Below are 21433 nucleotides of genomic sequence, written 5' to 3'. Positions count from 1 at the left end.
TTCTTGTCTTAATTTGTTAACTTCACTTTTTGTAAGCTCTGAATAATTCTAATCATTGCTTCTATTCAATATTTTATATTTATAATAATTAAGTCTTTAAATAAATGAATTATTAAAATTAGTCGCTATTTTTAATTTATCAATAAGCTCTTTTTGACTAGTTATGATTGAAGCTTTATAAATATTTATCTTTTTTAAATCTTCAAAATAATTATTAACAAATCACTTCAAGTTAATTCTTATTTGAGTATTTCTTTTTCTTATATTATCAATATATTCTGGCTGTAGTTCTCTAAAATTTAAGTTTAATTGCATTATTGCTGATGAAGAAATAAGTAAACTAGTTATATCATCTCAATGTGAAACAAAGTTATTACACCCAAGAAGATCAACTGATTAAAAATTTCTTGAAAGATCTGGACTACCTCTAAAAGCAAATAATCCTATGTACAACGCTCTTTCAAATGTTTTACGATCTATTTCAAGTTTTAACTGTTGGATCTTTTTATAAATATCGTGTAAAAAACTTTCTCTATTTGTATTAGTATTATTTTTTATTACTTGATAATGAATATATTCTTTAAAATTTAAGTTCATTTCTGTGTATTTTGACATTAAAGTGTTATTTAATTCAAAAACTTCATAATCTAGTTTCTCATCAGTTAATACTGATGATCTATAAGAAGACTTGACTAAAAAATCATTGGTATTTCTTGAACTAGTTAAGTTAAAAAAATAAAAAATAATTGATTTATATTTTTAGATTCTAACACTGATGAAACATTCATATTGTTCTTTTTTTTTAAAATAAAAGCGGCTCTCTAAAGCAATTATAATTGATATATAATTAAAATACTATTAATAAGCTTTGGAGGAAAAATGATTAAATTTAGAATTTTAGACTTGTTTAGCGGAGCTGGTGGTTTTTCTTATGGTTTAGATAGTTTAAAAGAGTTTAAGACAGTTTTGGCTGTTGATTTTAATCAACATGCCCTTAAAACCTTTAAGTTTAATATGACCGATTCTGAAATCATTTTTGGAGATTTAACTGAATTTAAAAGTTAAAGATAAAGTTATAAATAAAGCTAAACAATTAAAAGTAAATATGATTATTGATGGTCTACCTTGTCAAGGCTTTTCTAACAAAGGTAAAAAATTAGGTTTAGCTGATAAAAAGAACTTTTTGTTTTTAGAATATCTAGAAATAGTAAATAAACTAAAATCTGAACTATTTATTATTGAAAATGTTAAAAAAATGTTAACTTCTTGTAATGGATACTTTTTAAATGAAATTAAAAATAAAATTCTTGATATGGGTTATTTAATTAGTTATGGAATATTAAACGCTAATGATTTCGGTATTCCTCAAACTAGATCAAGAGCAATTATTATTGCACATAAAAATAAAATTCTAGAACTACCAAAACCAAAAAAGATGAAAGTCAGCATAAAAGATGTTATTAGTGATTTATCATATTTAAATTCATCTGAAGGGTTATTTGAAAGTAATTACATCAATCAAGCTCAAAGTAATTATCAAAAACTAATGAGATCAGGATCAGAAAAGTTATTTAATCACATTGCAACTAATCACAGTGAACTAGCGATTAAAAAGCTGCAATTAATACCTCCAGAATCAGGTAAAGAACATCTTTATAAAGAACTACTTGGAAAACAAAAATTTAAAACAACTTGGGGAAGACTTAAATGAGATGGTTTTAGCCCAACAATTAATACAAGATTTGATACTCCTTCAAATGGAACAAATTCACATCCTGAGCTAAATAGAACAATAACTCCTAGAGAAGCAGCTAGAATTCAAAGCTTTCCAGATAGATTTTGTTTTTTAGGAACAAAAACCGAAATTTGTAAACAAATTGGAAATGCTGTACCACCTTTACTAGCAAGAGAAATCGGATTATCAATTATTGGACAATTAGACTATCTAACACACGAAACTATTTCTGATGATCTTGAAATTTACAACTATAACGCATATGAAATTATTGATAAACTAATTAAAAAGCAAGTTAGAGTTAATCACATAATCACTGATCCTCCATATAACATTTCTCAAAAAAATAATTTTAAAACTCTAAGAAGTGCTAATCGTCAAGGACTAGATTTTGGAGATTGAGACAATAATTTTAATTTGGTTTCTTGGATAAAACCATTTACAAAAATTTTAGATAAAAATGGAAGCATGATTATTTTTTGCTCATACAAATACATTAGTTTTATAGTTGATGAATTAGAAAATAGTAATATGGTTGTAAAAGATGTCATAAAATGAATTAAAAAAAATCCAATGCCTAGAAATGTTAATCGAAGATATGTTCAAGATACTGAATTTGCTATTTGAGCAGTGAAAAAAACTCAAAGTGAGTATTTAATAAACCAGATAATCTTTCATATGTAAGAGCTAGTTTTGAAACACCAGTTGTTAGTGGAAGAGAGAGAACAGATCATCCAACACAAAAATCTTTAAAATTAATGGAAGATCTTATAAAGATCCATACAAATGAGCGTGAAATAATCTTAGATCCTTTTATGGGTAGTGGAACAACTGGAGTAGCTTGTATCAAAACAAACAGAAAATTTATAGGAATAGAAATAGACAAAAGATATTTTGAACTATCTAAAAAAAGATTAGAAAAACATTTAGTGAACTAAAAAGCAAAAATTAAACAGATACAATCTTTGTTATCAAAGTTAAGCAGAATTAGAAAAAATGCTTTTTGTAATACTTAAATATAATACAACAAGATATTTAAGTTACATTTTTATAGCATAATATAACTTAAAGTAAAAAATATTTAAATAGAAAGTCTATTTTCTCTAATTTATAGTTGAAAATAGATAAAAAATTCAAGTACATTAAATTGCACTTGAATTTTTTTATAAATAAAACTATCTTATTATCTTTAAAAAGTTGTAAATGAAATTTCAATTGAACCTGTGTAGATGCTTAGTTCATTTTCTGGATTAATTCTAATTTTTCTAGGTCCTGAACCGTTACTAATTTTTAAATGGTCAGCATCAAGATTTAAGTTAGTATCAGAGTTGGCTATGTTAATTGCATTAATAACTTTGATTTTATTGTTTTTGTCTTTTATAACAAAGAGCTAATTTTTAAAAAATGCCTATTTTAGTGTAGTCAGAATTTTAAGTTATATTTGAATTTATTTAAGTTTGACTAAAAAATATTAAGCTGCAAGACCAAGTTCTAAAAATGCTAATAAAAATTTAAAAATTAATAATAAAATTATTTATTCTACTTGTACAATTAATAAAAAGAAGTTAAGCTAACCAATTTTCAGTTTTAAATCAAACACTGATGAATTCTGCATTCATAAAAAGGGAAAAGACAATGAAAAAAACTTATAAAAGCATTGAACTTTTTGCTGGTGCTGGCGGTCTAGCTTTAGGATTAGAACAACTGTTTTTGAACATATTGGATTAGTAGAATTTAACAAGCATGCTATTCAATAAACAAATTGAAACGTAATCTTTGAAGATATAGAAAAAGTATCTAAGAGCGATTTAGAAAAAGAATTTAACATTAAAAAGAAAAATTAGATTTATTGTCTGGTGGTGCTTCATGTCAAAGTTTTAGTTACACTGAAAAACGACTAGGATTAGAAGATGTAAGAGGGGCAACGTTTTATCATTACGCAGCATTTTAAAATACATTAAAAACTGTGAAGTCCCTATTCAAGGATGAGGTGTAATTTTCAAAGACAAAATCATACTTATTATGTTGAATTCAAAAATAAACATAACACATTAAATAAACAGAATTTCAACTACAAGAACTTATATGAGAATGAAAAATTATTTATTAAATCATCAAAAAGATGATAAAGCTGTTTGAGCTTTGGTTGAGGTTGTCGTTACTAAGAAATTGCAAAATATATCATGAGTCATGAAAATTGATAATCAACAAGCGGTTGCAAATAAATGATTAGGAAGAATATTTATAGATAAATTTTATGAAATTGTTACAGGTGATAAAAACTCTTTTAAAAACTTATACTTACAACTTTCAAAAACATTAGAGGCACTCGTTAGACAAAATGATGGTGTAAAAGCTGAAAAAGATAGTGTATTTTAAAAGTTAAAAGAAATTGATGAAGAATATAGTAATTTCATTATATAAACTTGCTTTTTTTATTTTAGTAGAAGATTAAAATTAAAAAATTTTAACAATAAGAGAAAACTAGTTGCTAGTTTTGGATATGTTAAATTTTAATTATGCACCATTGTAGGTAATAAAAGATTATTACTGATTTTGCTTTGATATGTAGTTTAAACCCAAACAGCAAATTAAGTAAAATTTATTTATTTTTTTCAATCTTAATCACTGTTTTTTTAAGAGATTACTTACATTTCAATTAAACTATTAATTTTTTTTATACTATTAAAATATTGTCAGTTTTGAAATAAATGAATGAATTTATATCAAATCTCTCTCTTTTTATGCAAAAACTTAGATAAAATAGCAATTTTAGTCTTCAATATATAACAATAAAACCATAATTCTAATTGTGAGAATAATGACTAATAATAAAAGTTTTGATTATGTAACCGTTAATAAAATACTAGGTATTTTGCAATTAAAATAAGCAGTATTTATAGTAATTACTATATATTTTCTACAATTATACTTTACTTCATACTATTATGATCAATTGTAGCTTCAGCTTTAATTTGGCATTAACTTTTAATTTTAGAAACTAAATAAAAGTTTATCTTAATCAAAATTTATGCGATCTTGATCTAATATCAATTCTCGAAGATACGTACAGTATATATGGGAAAGTATGCTATGTTTTGGATCTTGAATTTGAAGATGGGTTTATACCAGAATTATTTAAATTTGATTTTCTAATATTATAAAATTTAATAAATACTATAATACTGCAGGTATTACTTAACTGATAATAGTTTAGTAATATCAAATATTTTTAGCAGTTTGTCTTTATTGAAATATGATACTTTTTCTAGTCATTGACCATCACTGCTTTTTTGTTTATCGACTTTGTTAGTCTGATTGTGAATTTCACTTTGATGATATTTTCATAATAGTTAATCTCAAACTTTATTTTAGTTTTTTGATTTTTGTTGATTAGAAGGGTAAAAATTAGTGAGAACATCATTTTTTAATAGTTTGGAAAGATACAAGGGATTTTTTATATGATAAATTAGTAGATACTAAAAAATAGAATCATATTTTACTTATAATTTAAAATTAAAATCACAAAAATGATATTACTAATACTTTTAGCTACTTTTTAAAATAAAAAAATCGCTAATAAAAGCGATTATACTTAACATATTATCTATTTATAAGTTTATTAGAATAAATTTCTATAAATCAGATAAATAACAAAATATTTAAAGTATCAAACCTAAAAAGACATATTTCTCTATCTTTGAATCTTGGGCTTGTTGAGTGGCGCTCAACTTGATGCACCTTGATCTCATAACACTCTTCTTCCTGTGCGTCGTTGATTTATCTTAGTAACATTTCAGTTAGTTAAATTTTTATTAAATGACTTTGCATTGAAAAATCCATGATTAATATTATTTACATTTTTAGTATCTCAAGCCATGTATGGAGCTTTTCCTGTAATACCGCTAACTAGTTTTGTAGCTATATTTCTATCAAATGATTCAGCTTCTCTAAATATATTTTCCAAACTTTCTACTTTTGAAATATTTCAATTTTCAATGTTACCATTAAATGCTTTAGCACCAAAAAACATACTTGCAAGAGATGTAATATTTGATGTATCTCAAGCAATATATTTTTTCTTTCCAACAATTGCTTGCTTAGTATTAATATTTTGGTTAAATGCTTTGGCGTTTTTAAATAATTCAAAAATATCTGCAACGCTTGAAATATTTCAATTACCAATATTTTGGTTAAATGATTCAGCTTCTTCAAACATACCTTTAATGCTTTTAACTTTTGCGATATCTCAAGCAAGATAAGTTTTATCTCCGACAATTACTTGTTTAGTATTAATATCTTGGTTAAATGCTTTAGCACTATAAAACATTCTTTCCATTCTAATTACATTAGAAACATCTCAGTTTGTAATATTTTGGTTAAAGGTAGTAGCATCTTGGAACATCTTACTCATAACCTCTACTTTTGAAGTGTCTCAAGCATTGTATGATTTTTTATCTTCGGCAGTTACCTTTTTAGTTGATATATCTTGGTTAAATGCTTTATTAGAAGCAAACATAGTACTCATATCAATTACGTTAGAAGTATTTCAATTAACAATTGATTTGTTATTAAATGATGAATTAGCAAACATACCACCCATATCAATTACATTAGAAGTGTCTCAGTTTGATAAATCTCCATCAAATGAAGAGTGACTAAACGCAGAACGCATACTTTTAATATTTGATGTGTCTCAATTTTTAATACCATCTATATCTTTATCAACTTGACTGTTAGCAAATGCTCATTTTAGTGAGTCAATTTCTCTAGGAAGAATAGAAGGAACTTTTTTAACTTCTTTAGACATAGTCATGATTTGAATATCTGTTCTTAATGATCTATTTTCAAGAGAAACATTAACTTTTGAATAACCTATTTGAAGCACTTCGTATCTTATTGTTCTATAATTACTGATATTTTCTGATGGTAAAAGTGATAGTATTTTTTCATTGATTTCTGGGTTTGAAAATGACTTCATAACCTTTAATATAGTCGGTCTCATTGAATCATTAATGCTACTTACTTGTAAATCAAATGTTTGATTTTGGTATGTAACTATTAACTTATAGTTTTTATCAAGACCTAGTTTCATATTTTTATCAGCTATACCTTCAAATTTGATTGTAAACTCTTTTATTTCTGGTCTAGTTCGTTGTATAACATATCTAAAATTATCTTCAACATCTTGAAGTCTTTCTATTGAACTGCGCTTATCTTTAAAGTGGTCATTTCAAATAGATTTCATGTACTCTATGTCTGCTTTTATTCTAAGTTCATTATTGTCTGGTGTTGGTTGAGGTTCAGGAATAGGTGGCTTTGGATCTGGTTCAGGACGTGGTTGAGGGGTTGGTTGTGGCGGAGTTGGAGTTGGTGGAACTGGTGGTTGCGGATTTGGACTTGGTGGAGTAGGTTCTGGTCTTGGATCTGGACTAGGAGTTGGATCAGGAGCAGGTGCTGGCTCTGGATCTGGTTCTGGTTGTGGTGCTGGACCAGGTTCTGGTTGAGGTCTTGGTGGAGTAGGTTCTGGTTCAGGATGTGGTTGAGGTTCAGGTCTTGGTGGAGTAGGTTCTGGTTCAGGATGTGGTTGAGGTTCAGGTCTTGGTTCTGGACTAGGGTTTGGAGTTGGAGAATCACCATCAGGATTAGGTTTAACGTTTGAATCTGGATTTGGAGATGGAGATGGTGTTATATCAGAATTATCTGGATTTGGAGATGGATCAGGTTTAGTATCTGGTTTGCTTGGCTTAGGTTGGCAGAATTTAACAACTGATGTCACAGTTGCTGCTGCTACCAAAGCTGCTATCAATCCAGTAATACCAAATATTTTTAAAAATTTATTTTTGTTATGATTTGATAGTTTATTTTCTTCATCTAACTGTTGATTATCACTATCATTTTCTTGTTGATCAACTTTGTCAGTCTGATTTTGACTTTCATTTTTGTTGATATTTTTATCCATAATTTAAATTAACCTCCAATTTCATTATATTTTTTCCTAACTCTTATTCAAGAGATAAAAATTAACAAGAATATAAATATTTAAAAATTTAAAAAAAATTAACAAAATGAAGATTTTTTTATTTAAGACTTTTATTTTATTGATAATCTATATAACTCAAAGCAATCTTTAAATTTAAGTGTTTTTTTAATATCGTTTAAAATGCTAATATTTAGATTTTTGAAAAGTAATAAAAAAACGCTAATAAAAGGGATTTTTTCTGGATTACAAATTCAAGTGCAACACAAGTAAATAAAGTAAAAATTTATTTTGTGCGAGCACTTGTTTTTCTTTTGTAGAAAATAAAAAAAGAGTTCTCACAAATGCAGACGGAGAACTCATATGAATTATATAAAAATACAATCATTTGAAAGAACAAGAATGTCTTATTATAGAAAAATGCATCCTGATGGTTGTTCTGTATCCCATATTTATCATTTTTTAAACAAAAAAATCTACTATTAGTCGTGGACTTAAAAGAAATTTAAATTTTAACCTTTAATACACCCAATCTTGTGTAAGTTATAAATATAAATTCAGAAGAAATCACAAACACCTTTTTAAATTTACAACAAGCAATCAATTTCAAAAAATTATAGACATTTTCTTTAAAGCCTACAACAAGAGATTTTTTGGTGTCAAAGCCACATACAATTTTATTAAGATTAATTATGATGTAAAAATACCATCACTTATAACTGTGTTTAATTGAACAAAAACTAATAAGTAATCTGTTATAAACAAAAAGATAGACTAAGACAATACTATAAAAAAGGCGGTAAAAGAAAAGTAACTGTTATAGATAGATTGATCAATTCAGAATATGTTTTTTTCATATAAACAAGAGATAAATCTATTGATCTTAGAAAAGAAATTGATCATTGAAAAACTGATTTGACAATAGGTAAAAAGCTAAAAACTCTGATAATATATTAGATCTAACAGAAAAAAAGTAGAATAAGATTTGTTGTGAGAGCTAGAAATAAAAATCCCATGATAATAAATTCTTGTCTTAAAAACCTTATTAAAAATAGCCTATATCTAAAAACTATAACTATTGATAATGGTATTAAATTTGAAAAAAGAGCTTTTAACAGAATGATTATATATTAAGATTTATAGAGCCCAAGCTTATGCATCTTTTAAAAGATGTTCAAACGAAAACTGAAATGGTATGGTGCGAAGGGTATTTAAAAAGGTTTTGATTTCAATACAATCACAGATGATGAATTAAATAAAGTCATTGAACAAATAAATAAAATGTCTCGTGAAATGTTTAATTGAAGATCTTATTAAGAAGTTTTTGAAACATTATCAAATTCATTATAAAAAATGTTTTTAATAAGCTCTATTCACGTCTTTTAATATAAAAGAACTTTTTGTTATGTTCAAAATTCAAAAAAATAATTTTTAATGTTTTTATGGAATGAAAAGCACAATAAAAAATCAAGCACATCAGTGTTGCACTTGATCTTTCACTCTAGGTAATAATTTAGATTTTAATCAAATTATTAATCTTTTTTTATACTTTAATATTAATTTATCTAGAATATTATTGATTTTAAAATATTGACTGAATTTATATTAAATTTATCTCATTTTATCCAAGAATTTAGAAATTCAGAGGGTAATTTTATTTAAGGATTTACGTTCTAGTTTTTTAATTTTTCTTAATTAATCAGATAAAAATTAACAAGAATATTTTTTAAAAAGTAACAAAAATGCAAGAAATTTTTGCAAGATAAACTAGTAAATACTAAGAAATGACAGCATATTTTTAACAACTTAAATTTACAAAAATAGTATTTCAGCATGATTGTGAAGGTCACTAGCAACTGCTTTTTTAAAATAAAAAATCGCTTTTAATAGCGATTATCTTTAACATATTATTTATAACATTATTATGATAAGAATATCTAGGTCTAATAAATGATAGAAGTTTTAATGTGCCAAATCTAGAAACCTTTAATTCTTTCTCTTAAAATGCACGGTTTATTCTCTTTTGCTCAACTTGAAGCGCCTTCATCTCATATTACTCTTCTGCCACGTCCTCTATTTACGTTTAAAGTGTTTCAGCCACTTAAATTTTGATTAAATCTCTTCGCATGATAAAAGCCATAATTTATAGTTTCTAAATTTTCAACATTTCAAGCTATGTATGGACTTTTTTCTGAAATATTACTAATTGACTTTGTAGATATATCTCTATTAAACGACTCAGCATCTCTAAAGACATTATTTAAGTTTTTTACATTTAAAGTATCTCAGTTTTCAATATTACCATTAAATGATTTAGCACCAAAAAACATACTCGCAAGAGATGTAATATTTGATATATCTCAAGCAATATATTTTTTCTTTCCAACAATTGCTTGCTTAGTATTAATGTCTTGATTAAACATTTTAGCATTTTTAAATAATCCAAAAATATTTACAACACTTGAAATATTTCAATTACCAATATCTTTATTAAATGATTCAGCTTCTTCAAACATACCTTTAATGCTTCTAACTTTTGCGATATCTCAAGCAAGATAAGTTTTATCACCAACAGTTACTTGCTTAGTATTGATATCTTGGTTAAATGCTTTAGCACTATAAAACATTCTTTGCATTCTAATTACATTAGAAACATCTCAGTTTGTGATGTTTTGATTAAAAGCAGTAGCATCTTGAAACATCTTATCCATAACTTTTACTTTTGAAGTGTCTCAAGCGTTGTATATTTTATTTCCAATAATTGCTTTTTTAGTTGATATGTCTTGATTAAATGCTTTATTAAAAGCAAACATAGTACTCATATCCCTAACTTTTGAAGTATCTCAATTAACAATTGATTTGTTGTTAAATGTTGATCTAGTAAACATACCCCTCATATCAATTACATTAGAAGTATCTCAATTTGATAAATCTCCATCAAATGAAGAACGATTAAATGCATAACGCATACTTTTAATCATTGTTGTGTCTCAATTTTTAATACCATCTATTTCTTTATCTACTTGACTGTTTGAAAATACTTTTCTTAATGAGTCAATTTCTCTAGGAAGAATAGAAGGAACCTTTTTAACTTCTCTAGGCATATTCATGATTTGAATGTCTGTTCTTGATAATCTATTCTTAAAAGAAATGTTAACTTTTGAATAACCTATTTGAAGTACTTCATATCTTATTGTTATATAATTACCAATATTTTCTGATGGTAGAAATGATAGTATTTTTCCATTGACTTCTGGATTTGAAAATGATTTTATAACTTTTAATATAGTCGGTTTCATTGAATACATAGCGTTACTTGTATGTAATTCAAATGTTTGATTTTGGTATGTAATTATTAATTTATAATTTTTACCAAGACCTAGTTTTTGATTTTTATCAGTTATGCCTTCAAATCGAATTGTAAAATTTTTTATTTCTGGTCTAGTTCGTTCTATAACATATTTAAAATCGTCTTCAACACTTTGAAGTGTTTCTATTGAACTACGTTTATTTTTAAAATGATCATTTCAAATAGATTTCATGTATTCTATATCTGCTTTTATTTGAACTTCATTATTGTCTGGTGATGGTGCTGGTTGGGGTTGAAAATCTGGAGTTGGTGGAACTGGTTCGGGATGTGGCTGGGGCTGAGGTGCTGGTTGGGGTTGTGGAGTTGGAGAATCACCATCATCATCTGGTGATGGATTTGGTTCTGGATTTGGAGATGGAGTTATATCAGAATTATCTGGATTTGGAGATGGATCGGGTTTGGTATCTGGCTTGTTTGGCTTAGGTTGGCAGAATTTAGCAACTGATGTAATAGTTGTTGTTGCTATTAAAGCTGCTATCAATCCAGTAATACCAAATATTTTTAAAAATTTGGTTTTGTTGTGATTTGATAGTTTATTTTCTTCATCTAATTGTTGATTATCACTATCATTTTTTGGTTGATCAACTTTGTCAGTCTGATTTTGAATTTCATTTTTGTTAACATTTTTATCCATAATTTAAATCGACCTCCAACTTCATTCTAGTTTTTTTCTAACTCTTATTCAAGAGATAAAAATTAACAAAAATATATCTTAAAAAAATCAACAAAATGAAGAATTTTTTTATTTAAGACCTCTATTTTATTAATAAATTTACACAACTTGAAATGATGTTAAATTTAAGTACTTTTTTAATGCAGATTGTGAGGTGTTAATATTTAGATTTTTGGAAAGTAATAAAAAAATCGCTAATAAAAGCGATCTTTTCAATTAAGTTATTAACAATATATAAATCTAAAAAATTTTACTTTTTAACAGTAATTCATGGTTTTTTATTTGGTTTTCAACTTGTAGTACCTTCATCTCATGATTTAGTTCTTTCATGTTTGTTTATCTCTCTAACATCTCAAGTAAAAAGATCTTGATCAAATGATTTGGCATTATAAAATCCATGATTAATATTATTTACCTTTTTAACATCTCAAGCTGTATAATTAGATTTTTGTGCAATATCACTAACTTCTTTTGTAGAGATATTTTGATTAAATGCTTCAGCATCTCTAAAGACATTTTCAAGACTTTCTATTTTTGAAGTGTTTCATTTTGAAATATCACCATTAAATGCTTTAGCACCTCAAAACATACCCTCAACAGTTTTAAGATTAATAGTATCTCAAGCTACGTAATTTGTATTACCAAGAATTACAAATTTAGTATTAATGCTTTGATTAAAGATTTTTGCATTTCTAAATAATTCAAAAGCATTTTCAAGCTTTGAAACATTTCAATTATCAATATTGCTATTAAATGCTATGGCATTTTCAAACATACCTTTAATGTTTTTAACATTTAAAGTGTTTCAAGCAAGATAGGTTTTATTTCCAACAGTTACTTGTTTGGTATTAATGTTTTGGTTGAATAGTTTATCATTATGAAACATTCTTTCCATTCCAAATACTTTTGAAGTATCTCAATTTGAAATATCTTGATTAAAATTGGTTTCTTGAAACATTCTGCTCATAATTTCTACACTTGATGTATCTCAAGCAAGATAGGTTTTATTTCCAACAGTTACTTGTTTGGTATTAATATCATGATCAAATGCTTTTAAAAAAGCAAACATAGCATTCATATCAACTACTTTTGAAGTGTTTCATTTAGTAATTGAGTTATTGTTAAATGCTGAATTTTGAAACATACCACCCATATCAATGACATTAGAAGTGTCTCAGTTTGATAAATCACCATTAAAAGAAGAATCTCTAAATGCATAACGCATACTTTTAATATTTGATGTGTCTCAATTCTTGATACCATCTATTTCTTCAAAAATTTTAGTTTTAGAAAAGACTCTTCTTAATGATTCGACTTCTCTAGGAAGATTCGGATTAACCTTTTGAACTTTTCCTGGCATAGTTATGATTTCAACTAAAGTTTTTAAGTTCGGTCTTTTTTCAGTAGTGTTAGTAACTTTTAAATAACCTAATTGAACTACTTCATAAGTTGTTGTTTGATCATCTTTAAATTCATTTGTAATATCTTGAGATGATGAAAATGACATTAATTTTTGATTATTTTGTAATTTTTTAGGTCAATCTACAATCTTAACAATCATCGGTCTTGATGAATCATTAACTTTACCAATTTCTAAATCAAATTGCTCATTTTCATAGCTTGCTTTTAACTTATAGTCATCTCTTTTTAAATCAAGTTTGATGTCTCTATTTGAAATATTATTAAATTCTATTTTAAATTCTTTTATCTGAGGTCTAGCTTGTTTTAAGACATATTTAAAATTGTCTTCAACATCTTTAAAAGTTTCTAGTGAACTACGTTTATTTTTAAAATGTTTATTTCAAATAAAATCGATATATTTTCGATCTGATAATTTTAACTCATTAATATTGTCTGGTACTACTGGTGTGACTGGATCAACATTAGGATTAGGAGTTGGGTTAGGTTTATCTGGTTCTGGAGTTGGTTGAGGGGTTGGAGTTTTATCAGGAGTTAAATGATTATCTGGATTATTATTTTCATCCGGAATTAAAGTCTCATCTGGAATTATGTCTGCATCAGAATCTGGACTTTTAGGTTGATAAAATTTCACAACTACTGTAATAGCTGCAGCTATTGCTAAACATGATACTAACCCGGTAATCCCAAGTACTTTTAAAAACTTATTTTTATTATGCCTTGATATCTTATTTTCTTGATCTTGTTGTTGATCTTCAACATCATTTTTTAGATCTTCAACTTGATCGGTTGAGTTTTGTATAATATCTTTATCAAGGTTTTTATCCATAAACTTAATCTAACCTCCAATTTCATTCTATTTTTTTTCTGGCTCTTATTCAAGAAGCAGAAAACATGAAATTATTCAAGGTGTTTTGATTAAAATACTAAAATTAAAATTTTAACTAACTTAAAATCTCAAATAATTAAAAGATTTAAAAAAACCCCAATTTCTATTAATTAATTAGAAATTAGGGTTCGATTAAGAAGTTTGATTTATTGTTATTGGAATTATTAATTAAACTAATTTTTCTTGTTTTTTAAGTGTTCTTAAAGTTCTAGCTGAAACTTTGATGTTGAAAACATTGCCACGTTCATCCATCACTCTAACTTTTTGTAAATTTAAATTTCATTTTCTTTTTGTTGCATTTAATGCATGAGATCTAGAGTGTCCTGATAATGCTGCTTTACCTGTTAGTGCATCTTTTCTTGCCATAAATTTCACCTCTTAATTCTTTAAGTCATACTTAAAAATGATACTATAAAAAAATTAAAATTCAAGTATTATTAAATTTAAGTTTGGTTTTTTTATATCATAAGAATGTAAGCTGATTAGCAAAAAACAGCCAAATTAGTATCTTAATTTTATGTTAAAATTTATTAATGAAAGCTAGGTGAGATTGTGAACAATATAGATCCTTTTATTATTAGTATCATCTACGAATCAGTGATCACAATTCCAGGAGTAGTTGCTTTGTCAAACTATCATTCTAATAATCCTGAAAATTTGAAAACTAAAGAGATTTCTAAAGCTATAGAGTTCACAATAAATCATGACAAAATACCTCATTTTAGATTACACGTGATTCTTTTAAATGGCGTTAATATTTTAGATGTCATGAGAGAAATTCAAATTAGAGTTAAATATGAATTAGAAAAAAATCTTAAAGAATCAAATAATCATATAGTTACAGTAGCTGTTGATGACTTAATGTTATAGTATGTAAGGTGAATTAAAAAAATGGAACAAATCAAAATCTTAAATAATATGATTCTTAGTGGCGTTAATAATTTATACAATCACTATCCCTATATTGATAAATTAAATGTTTTTCCAGTTCCAGATGGTGATACTGGAACTAATATGAACTTAACAATCTCAAATGGTTATGCTGAAATTGAAAATAATCAAACAGATTATACAAGTATTGGTAAATTTTTATCTGATTTTGCCAGAGGACTTATCATGGGAGCTAGAGGAAACTCTGGTGTGATTTTTAGTCAAATAATTAAAGGCTTTTCACTAGGTATGAATAATTCAGAAGAACTTTCAGTTGAGCAATGAAAGCAAGGATTTAATAAAGCTTGTGAAGTTGCTTATAAAGCTGTTATGAAACCTGTGGAAGGAACTATTTTAACTGTCATTAGAGAAACTAGTGAAAAATTAAACGAGCTTGACAATACTACTGATATTAATCAATTTTGAAAAATAGCTATTGAGCAAGCTAACTCTAGTTTAGAAAATACTCCTAACTTATTACCCGTTTTAAAAGAAGTTGGAGTAGTTGATTCTGGTGGTTATGGTTTAGTTAAGTTTTTAGAAGGAATGCAAAGTTATCTTGAAAATGGCAAAGTAGTTCCAAAACTAGCTAAACTAGAAATTAATGAAGGTCAAAATATTGAACTAGAAACTGATGAAGAGTTTGGATATTGTACTGAAGCTGTGGTTATTTTGAATAAAGAATGGATCAGTAAATTACAAGTCGCAACTATTAGAGATCAACTACAAATTTATGGAAATAGTTCAATAGTTGTAGTAGTTGATGAAGATATCTTAAAAGTCCACACACACGCTCTAACTCCAGGTCAAGTATTATTATTCTTACAACAATATGGTGATTTTTTAACTTTAAAAATTGAAAATATGTCAATTCAAGCAGACAAACAAGTTAAAGGAAGAAAATCTAAATGAAAAGAGACTAGTGAAATTAAAACCGTTAGAAATCTTGTTAATGATACTGCAATCATTTCAGTTGTTCCAAGCAAGCAACTAAAATCATATTTTGAAAAAGATTTAGGTATTGACTTAGCTATTAATGCTGGTTCAAAAATGAATCCTTCGACAGAAGATTTCTTGCAAGCAATTCAAGAAGTTGATGCAAAAAATGTTTTTATTTTCCCAAATAACAATAACGTTTATCTAACAGCTAAACAAGCTGAAAAACTAGAAAAAAAATCTAAAGTTTATGTACTACAAACAAAAACAATTCAACAAGGAATGGTTTGTGCATTAAGTTATGATCCATCAGTTGTACCTTCAAAAAATAGTTCACAACTATTAAAAGCAATTAAAAACGTAATTTCATTTAGTGTTTCAAAAGCTATTAAAGATTCAACTATTGATGGAGTTAGTGTTAAAAAAAACAATTTTATTGCTGTAGTTGATGGAAAAATTGTTGGAAGTGAAAAAACAATGAAAGCAATTTATGAAAAACAGCTGTCAAAATATATTAAAAATAAAACTGAAATTATTACGATTTTTACTGGTGAAGAAACAGATGAAAAAGATATCACTCAACTAAGAAAATTTTTAGATGAAAAATATAATGTTGAATATGAAATTATAGAGGGTGGACAAAAAGTTTATAGTTTATTGCTTGCATTAGAATAATAGTCTAACCCCTTAATCAAGGGGTTTTATAGTTTAAAGGAGATTAAAATATGTTTAAAATCGCATTTGATGTAATGGGATCAGATCTAGGGTGTCAAACTGCAATTCAAGCAGCAAGTGAATTTATTAAAGATCACAATGACTTATTCTTATTTTTAGTTGGAGATCAGGTTCAAATCAAAGATGCTTTAAAAACTTTTGATATAACTGAAAATAAATATCAAATCATTCATACAACTCAAGTAATTGATATGAATGGTTCAATTTTAGACATTAGAAGAAAAAAAGATGCTTCTATTATTAAGACTTTAGAACTAGTTAGAGATCAACAAGTTGATGGAATGCTAACTGGTGGAAACTCAGCAGTTTTTATAGCAGCTAGTCACTTTATTTTAGGTGAACTAGAAAATATTAAACGTCCAGCTTTTATGCCAACTATGCCTAACATAAAAGATAAATTAACTTTATTATTAGATGTTGGAGCTAACAGTGAAAATGATGTTGATGATTTAGTTGGTTATGCTGTTATGGCTAATGTCTATGCTCAACAAATTCTAAAAATTAAAAAACCAACAATCGGGTTATTAAATATTGGAACTGAAAAAAGTAAAGGTAATGAATTACAAAGACAAACTTTTAATCTTTTAACTCAGAAAAAAGAACTTAACTTTGTTGGTAATGTTGAGGCAAGAGATATTTTAACTGGTCAAGTGGATGTAATCATAACAGATGGATATAGTGGAAATATTGCCTTAAAAGCTTGTGAAGGTACTGCCAAAGTGCTGTTAACTGAAATTAAAAAACAAATTACAAGTTCATTATTTAAAAAAATTTGTGCATTGATGTTAAAACCTGCATTTAAAAAAGTTGCTCTAAAATTTGATTATAAAAATCACGCTGGAGCAATTGTGCTAGGATCTAATGGAATTTGTTTTAAGTCTCACGGATCAAGTGATGTACAATCATTTAAAGCAACTCTAAGAATGACACTACAAGCTGTTAGAAACGATGTGTTAAATAAAATAAAAAAAGGATTGAAAGACGATGCCAACCATTAAAAATTTTTTAAAGAAATACCAAATTGAAATTAAAAATTCAGCATTGTTTGATGAAGCACTTACTCACAATTCTTATTCTAATGAACATCGTTTGAGATACACATACCAGCGTATGGAATTTTTAGGTGATGCCTTATTACAAATGTATGTTTCAAGATTCTTATTTTTTAATTATCCGAAACTAAGTGAAGGTGAACTAACTAAACTAAGAGCTAATTCAGTCAGAGAAGAATCACTATCTCAAGTTGCTAAAGAGATTAATTTAGGTCAGTTAGTTAGACTTGGTCAAGGAGAATTAAAAACTAAGGGTTTTGAAAAACCATCTATTCTTGCAGATGTTTTTGAAGCACTTACTGCTGCAATTTATTTAGATCAAGGCGAAGAAATCTTAACTTCTTGACTTGAACAAACCTTATTTATTTATATTCAAAAACCAGAATTTCTTAATAAAATCAAAGATTTTAAATCTGAACTACAGCAACTATTGCAATCAGAAAAAAGAAGTGATTTAAAATATCTAGTTGAAGCTGAAGAATTTATTCAAACAGAAAATAAGATTTTATATACAGTTAGTGTTAATTTAGACGGTCAAAAGTTTGGAATAGGACAAGGTTTTTCAAAGCAAGAAGCAGAGCAAAAAGCGGCTCAAAATTGTCTTTCAAAGATGAAAATTAAATAAAAAATAACAAATTTTTTACTTTAAAATTTTACTAAATCTGGCTTTTATTTATTTTATTAGTAATTGCTAAATCTCAATTATTTTAATAATATAATTTAAATATCAGTACAAAGAGAGGTTTTTGTATGCTGTTTTTAAAACAAATTAGAGCAAGTGGTTTTAAGTCTTTTGCCGAATTAACTGTTATGGATTTTAACTATGAGATGATCGGAGTTGTTGGTCCTAATGGTAGTGGAAAATCTAACATTACTGATGCAATTAGATGAGCGTTAGGAGAACAATCAACAAAATCACTACGTGGTTCTAAAATGGATGACATTGTTTTTAGTGGGAGTGCTGATAAGCCTGCTGCTAAAATTGCTGAAGTTACTCTAGTTTTTGATAATTCACAAAAAAGTTTTTCATCAGTCGAAAGTGATCTTGTTGAAATTACTCGTAAATTTGACAAAAGTACTAGAGAAAGTGAATTTTTTATCAATGGTCAGAAGTCGAAACTAAGAGATATTCAAGACATAGCATTAGAAACCGGATTAACTAGATCAAGTATTGCAATTATTTCTCAAGGAACAATTGCTAATTTTGCAGAAGCAAAACCTGAATATAAAAGAGATGTTTTTGATGATGCTGCTGGAATCGCTAAGTACAAAAAAAGAAAACGTGAAACTTTATTAAAACTAGAAAAAGCTGCTGAAAACTTAAATCGTTTAGAAGATTTAGCAAACGAAATTGCAAGAAGACTTCCAAACTTAGAGCGTCAAGCTAATAAGGCAAAAAAATATAAAGACAAAATTGCTCAGCTACAAGACATTGAGTTATACATTTTAACAAAAGATCTAAGAGTTTATATTAATAGAATTGAAGAATTACGTGAACAAAAACTTGACTTAGATGTACAAATCAAAAGATTAACAAATGAAATCAATATGAGTCAAGAAGAGATCAATTTAATCTTTGAAGAAAATTCTTCAGCTGATAGGGATCTAGAACAGTTAAATAATCAGTTTAATCAAATCGTTCAAAAAATCTCTAACCTAAAAGTTAGAAAAAAAGATGCTGAATTAAAAGAAGAACAAAATGCTAGTAACTACGATCAAGATCAATACAAAGCAAAAATCATTAAAAAAGAATTTGATCAAAGTTATCTGTTACTTGAAAGTGAAAAACAAAAAGTTAATGAAGCTGAAGATTTAATAAACGAATTAAAAGAAAAATATGACTGATACACTCAAAAATACAACGAAATCTACAAAGAAATTGAAACTATTAGAACTAATCTAAGTAAGTTAAATATTCAAATTGAAACACTTGAATATAATAAACGTAACGCTTTTTCTAGTTTTAATGATGGAGTTAGTGCAATTATTAATAACGCAAAACAAATTGGTGGAGTTGTTGGTGTTTTAAAATCACTAATAACAGTTGACCCAGAATATCAGATTGCAATTTCTGTGACATCAGCTGGACATATGAATTCAATTGTTTTTAAAACTGATCAAGATGTTAAAAGAGCAATTGATTTTTTAAAGAAAAACAATTTAAACCGAGTGACTTTCTTACCTTTAAATACTTTAAGTGCTAATGTGATTTCTTATGCTCAAAAACAAATCATTGAACAATCAGTGGGATTTGTTGGTTTTGCCAATGAGCTAGTAAATAATCCTGGTGAAATTCAAATTGCAGTTGATTATGCACTTAGCACTATAGTTGTAGTTGATACTTATGAAAATGCTGTTAGTTTAGCAAAAAGCATAGGATTTAGATACAATATTGTTTCACTTGATGGACAAAGAATTTTACCACACGGAGCAATTATCGGTGGTTCAACTAAAGGTGCAAATATTTTTGAAAAACAAGATGATAGGTCTGCTAATTCTCTTGAAGAGTTAAAAGCAAGACTTCAAGCACTAGAAGATAAAGAAACTGAAAAAACTAAACAACTAACTGAATATAAAAATAATAATGATACCTTACGTGAACAAATCACTGATGTCAATGCAAATATTAGAAATACAAAAACAAATATTCAGAACCTAAACAATAAACTAAAAGATCTATCTGAAGAACACAGAACACTTGTTGGAATTGATCTATTAACAGGAAGTGCTAAAAACTCTAGTGAACTAGAATCGATAAGATTAGCAAAAGAAATTATTGAACTGGAAAAAGAACGCGATCAAATCCAACTAAAAATCAACACTATTTCATCAAACAAAACTAAAACAAGCCAAAAACAAAAAGAAATCAACAAAGAAAATAATAAAAAACGTCAAGAACTAGACAGTTTAAAACAAGCAGCTGCTGATGCTAAAACGGAATATAGTCTTTTATTAGAAAAAAGAACTAAAATCGGTGAACGTTTGATGAATGGATATAAGATTTCAGTTGAAACCGCTTTAGAAATGCAACTACCTGAAATTGATGATGAACAAGCAGCTCGTTTAAAAATTGAAGAATTAATTTCAGAGATTAGTGAAATTGGAAATGTTAATTTAGATTCAATTGAAGAATATGAACAAGAAAAATCTAGATTTGATTATTATGATGCTCAAATCAATGATGTTAGAAATGCTAAACAAACTCTAGAAAACATTATTTTAGATATTGATATTGCAATGGAAACACAGTTCAGACAAGTAATTAATGATGTTAACCAAGCATTACCGGAAGTGTTTGCTAGATTATTTGGAGGAGGAACTGCTGAATTAATCTTTACTGATCCTGACAATATTTTAGAAACTGGAGTAGATATTAAAGTCTATCCGCCAGGTAAGAAAATTACCAATCTAAATCTGTTATCTGGAGGAGAAAAATCACTTGTTGCATTATCAGTATTGTTCTCAATTTTAAAAGCAAGACCTTTACCACTAGTTATTTTAGATGAAGCTGAAGCACCTTTAGATCCAGCGAACGTAGAAAGATTTGCTAGATATGTAAAACGCTTTTCAAATAAAACACAATTTATTGTGGTTACCCACCGTGATGGTACAATGGAAAATTGTGAAGCCTTATTTGGAGTGACAATGCAGACAAAAGGAATTACAAAAATTGTTAAGATCAAACTAATTGAAGCAAAAAAACTAATTTAAAAG

The 21433-nt window shown here is 27.0% G+C and carries 16 protein-coding genes; 10 read left to right on the top strand and 6 right to left on the bottom strand.

Translation table 4 applies throughout. The annotated features are described in order from the left end of the window. Nucleotides 1–96: 96 nt before the first annotated feature. Both MPUT_RS03645 and MPUT_RS03640 read right to left on the bottom strand, forming a co-directional pair. Entirely contained in the window at nucleotides 97–315 is a 219-nt protein-coding gene (locus MPUT_RS03645; protein WP_081460783.1) for a hypothetical protein, read from the bottom strand. 81 nt (nucleotides 316–396) lie between these two features. Further along, nucleotides 397–615, bottom strand: coding sequence for a hypothetical protein (locus MPUT_RS03640; RefSeq protein ID WP_081460782.1), 219 nt, complete (start codon nucleotides 613–615; stop codon nucleotides 397–399). 264 nt (nucleotides 616–879) lie between these two features. On the opposite strand from MPUT_RS03640, the gene MPUT_RS03785 reads away from it, so the two are divergent. From MPUT_RS03785 to MPUT_RS03575, 5 genes are all read left to right on the top strand, one after another. Then, on the top strand, nucleotides 880–1065 hold the full coding sequence (locus MPUT_RS03785) for a DNA cytosine methyltransferase (protein WP_043645717.1): 186 nt from the start codon (nucleotides 880–882) through the stop codon (nucleotides 1063–1065). Nucleotides 1066–1105: 40 nt separating this feature from the next. Further along, a complete protein-coding gene (dcm, locus tag MPUT_RS03635) occupies nucleotides 1106–2419 on the top strand; it encodes a DNA (cytosine-5-)-methyltransferase (protein ID WP_231992266.1) in 1314 nt (437 codons plus the stop codon). Continuing rightward, entirely contained in the window at nucleotides 2359–2673 is a 315-nt protein-coding gene (locus MPUT_RS03780) for a DNA-methyltransferase (RefSeq protein WP_238523150.1), read from the top strand. The genes dcm and MPUT_RS03780 overlap by 61 nt, the downstream gene beginning before the upstream one ends. A gap of 911 nt (nucleotides 2674–3584) precedes the next feature. Then, on the top strand, nucleotides 3585–3686 hold the full coding sequence (locus MPUT_RS03945; RefSeq protein ID WP_269077117.1) for a hypothetical protein: 102 nt from the start codon (nucleotides 3585–3587) through the stop codon (nucleotides 3684–3686). A gap of 134 nt (nucleotides 3687–3820) precedes the next feature. Next, complete coding sequence (locus MPUT_RS03575; RefSeq protein ID WP_049773881.1) at nucleotides 3821–4114, top strand: Eco47II family restriction endonuclease; 294 nt, start codon at nucleotides 3821–3823, stop codon at nucleotides 4112–4114. Nucleotides 4115–5429: 1315 nt separating this feature from the next. On the opposite strand, the gene MPUT_RS01120 is transcribed toward MPUT_RS03575, so the two are convergent. The 4 genes from MPUT_RS01120 to rpmB all read right to left on the bottom strand — a co-directional run bounded on the left by MPUT_RS01120 (nucleotide 5430) and on the right by rpmB (nucleotide 14432). Beyond that, nucleotides 5430–7697, bottom strand: a complete 2268-nt coding sequence (locus tag MPUT_RS01120) for a BspA family leucine-rich repeat surface protein (protein WP_014034975.1) — start codon at nucleotides 7695–7697, stop codon at nucleotides 5430–5432. A 1994-nt stretch (nucleotides 7698–9691) separates the two neighbouring features. Continuing rightward, nucleotides 9692–11719 (bottom strand): BspA family leucine-rich repeat surface protein, encoded by a 2028-nt coding sequence (locus MPUT_RS01115; RefSeq protein ID WP_014034974.1) that lies wholly within the window; start codon nucleotides 11717–11719, stop codon nucleotides 9692–9694. Between the two features lie 289 nt (nucleotides 11720–12008). Further along, nucleotides 12009–14006 carry a BspA family leucine-rich repeat surface protein gene (locus MPUT_RS01110; RefSeq protein ID WP_014034973.1) on the bottom strand — a complete coding sequence of 666 codons (1998 nt, stop codon included), beginning with the start codon at nucleotides 14004–14006 and terminating at the stop codon, nucleotides 12009–12011. A 228-nt stretch (nucleotides 14007–14234) separates the two neighbouring features. Continuing rightward, on the bottom strand, nucleotides 14235–14432 hold the full coding sequence (gene rpmB, locus MPUT_RS01105; protein ID WP_014034972.1) for a 50S ribosomal protein L28: 198 nt from the start codon (nucleotides 14430–14432) through the stop codon (nucleotides 14235–14237). A 186-nt stretch (nucleotides 14433–14618) separates the two neighbouring features. On the opposite strand from rpmB, the gene MPUT_RS01100 reads away from it, so the two are divergent. The 5 genes from MPUT_RS01100 to MPUT_RS01080 all read left to right on the top strand — a co-directional run bounded on the left by MPUT_RS01100 (nucleotide 14619) and on the right by MPUT_RS01080 (nucleotide 21430). After that, a complete protein-coding gene (locus MPUT_RS01100; RefSeq protein ID WP_014034971.1) occupies nucleotides 14619–14936 on the top strand; it encodes an Asp23/Gls24 family envelope stress response protein in 318 nt (105 codons plus the stop codon). 21 nt (nucleotides 14937–14957) lie between these two features. After that, nucleotides 14958–16607 carry a DAK2 domain-containing protein gene (locus MPUT_RS01095; protein WP_014034970.1) on the top strand — a complete coding sequence of 550 codons (1650 nt, stop codon included), beginning with the start codon at nucleotides 14958–14960 and terminating at the stop codon, nucleotides 16605–16607. Between the two features lie 50 nt (nucleotides 16608–16657). After that, complete coding sequence (plsX, locus tag MPUT_RS01090) at nucleotides 16658–17665, top strand: phosphate acyltransferase PlsX (protein WP_014034969.1); 1008 nt, start codon at nucleotides 16658–16660, stop codon at nucleotides 17663–17665. Continuing rightward, entirely contained in the window at nucleotides 17652–18344 is a 693-nt protein-coding gene (gene rnc / locus MPUT_RS01085; RefSeq protein WP_014034968.1) for a ribonuclease III, read from the top strand. The genes plsX and rnc overlap by 14 nt, the downstream gene beginning before the upstream one ends. Nucleotides 18345–18469: 125 nt before the next feature. Further along, a complete protein-coding gene (locus MPUT_RS01080; RefSeq protein ID WP_014034967.1) occupies nucleotides 18470–21430 on the top strand; it encodes a chromosome segregation protein SMC in 2961 nt (986 codons plus the stop codon). The last annotated feature ends 3 nt before the right edge of the window (nucleotides 21431–21433 follow it).

The organism is Mycoplasma putrefaciens KS1 (assembly GCF_000224105.1).
Taxonomy (GTDB): Bacteria; Bacillota_I; Bacilli_A; order Mycoplasmatales; family Mycoplasmataceae; genus Mycoplasma; species Mycoplasma putrefaciens.
This window is presented reverse-complemented; position numbering and strand designations above follow the sequence as displayed.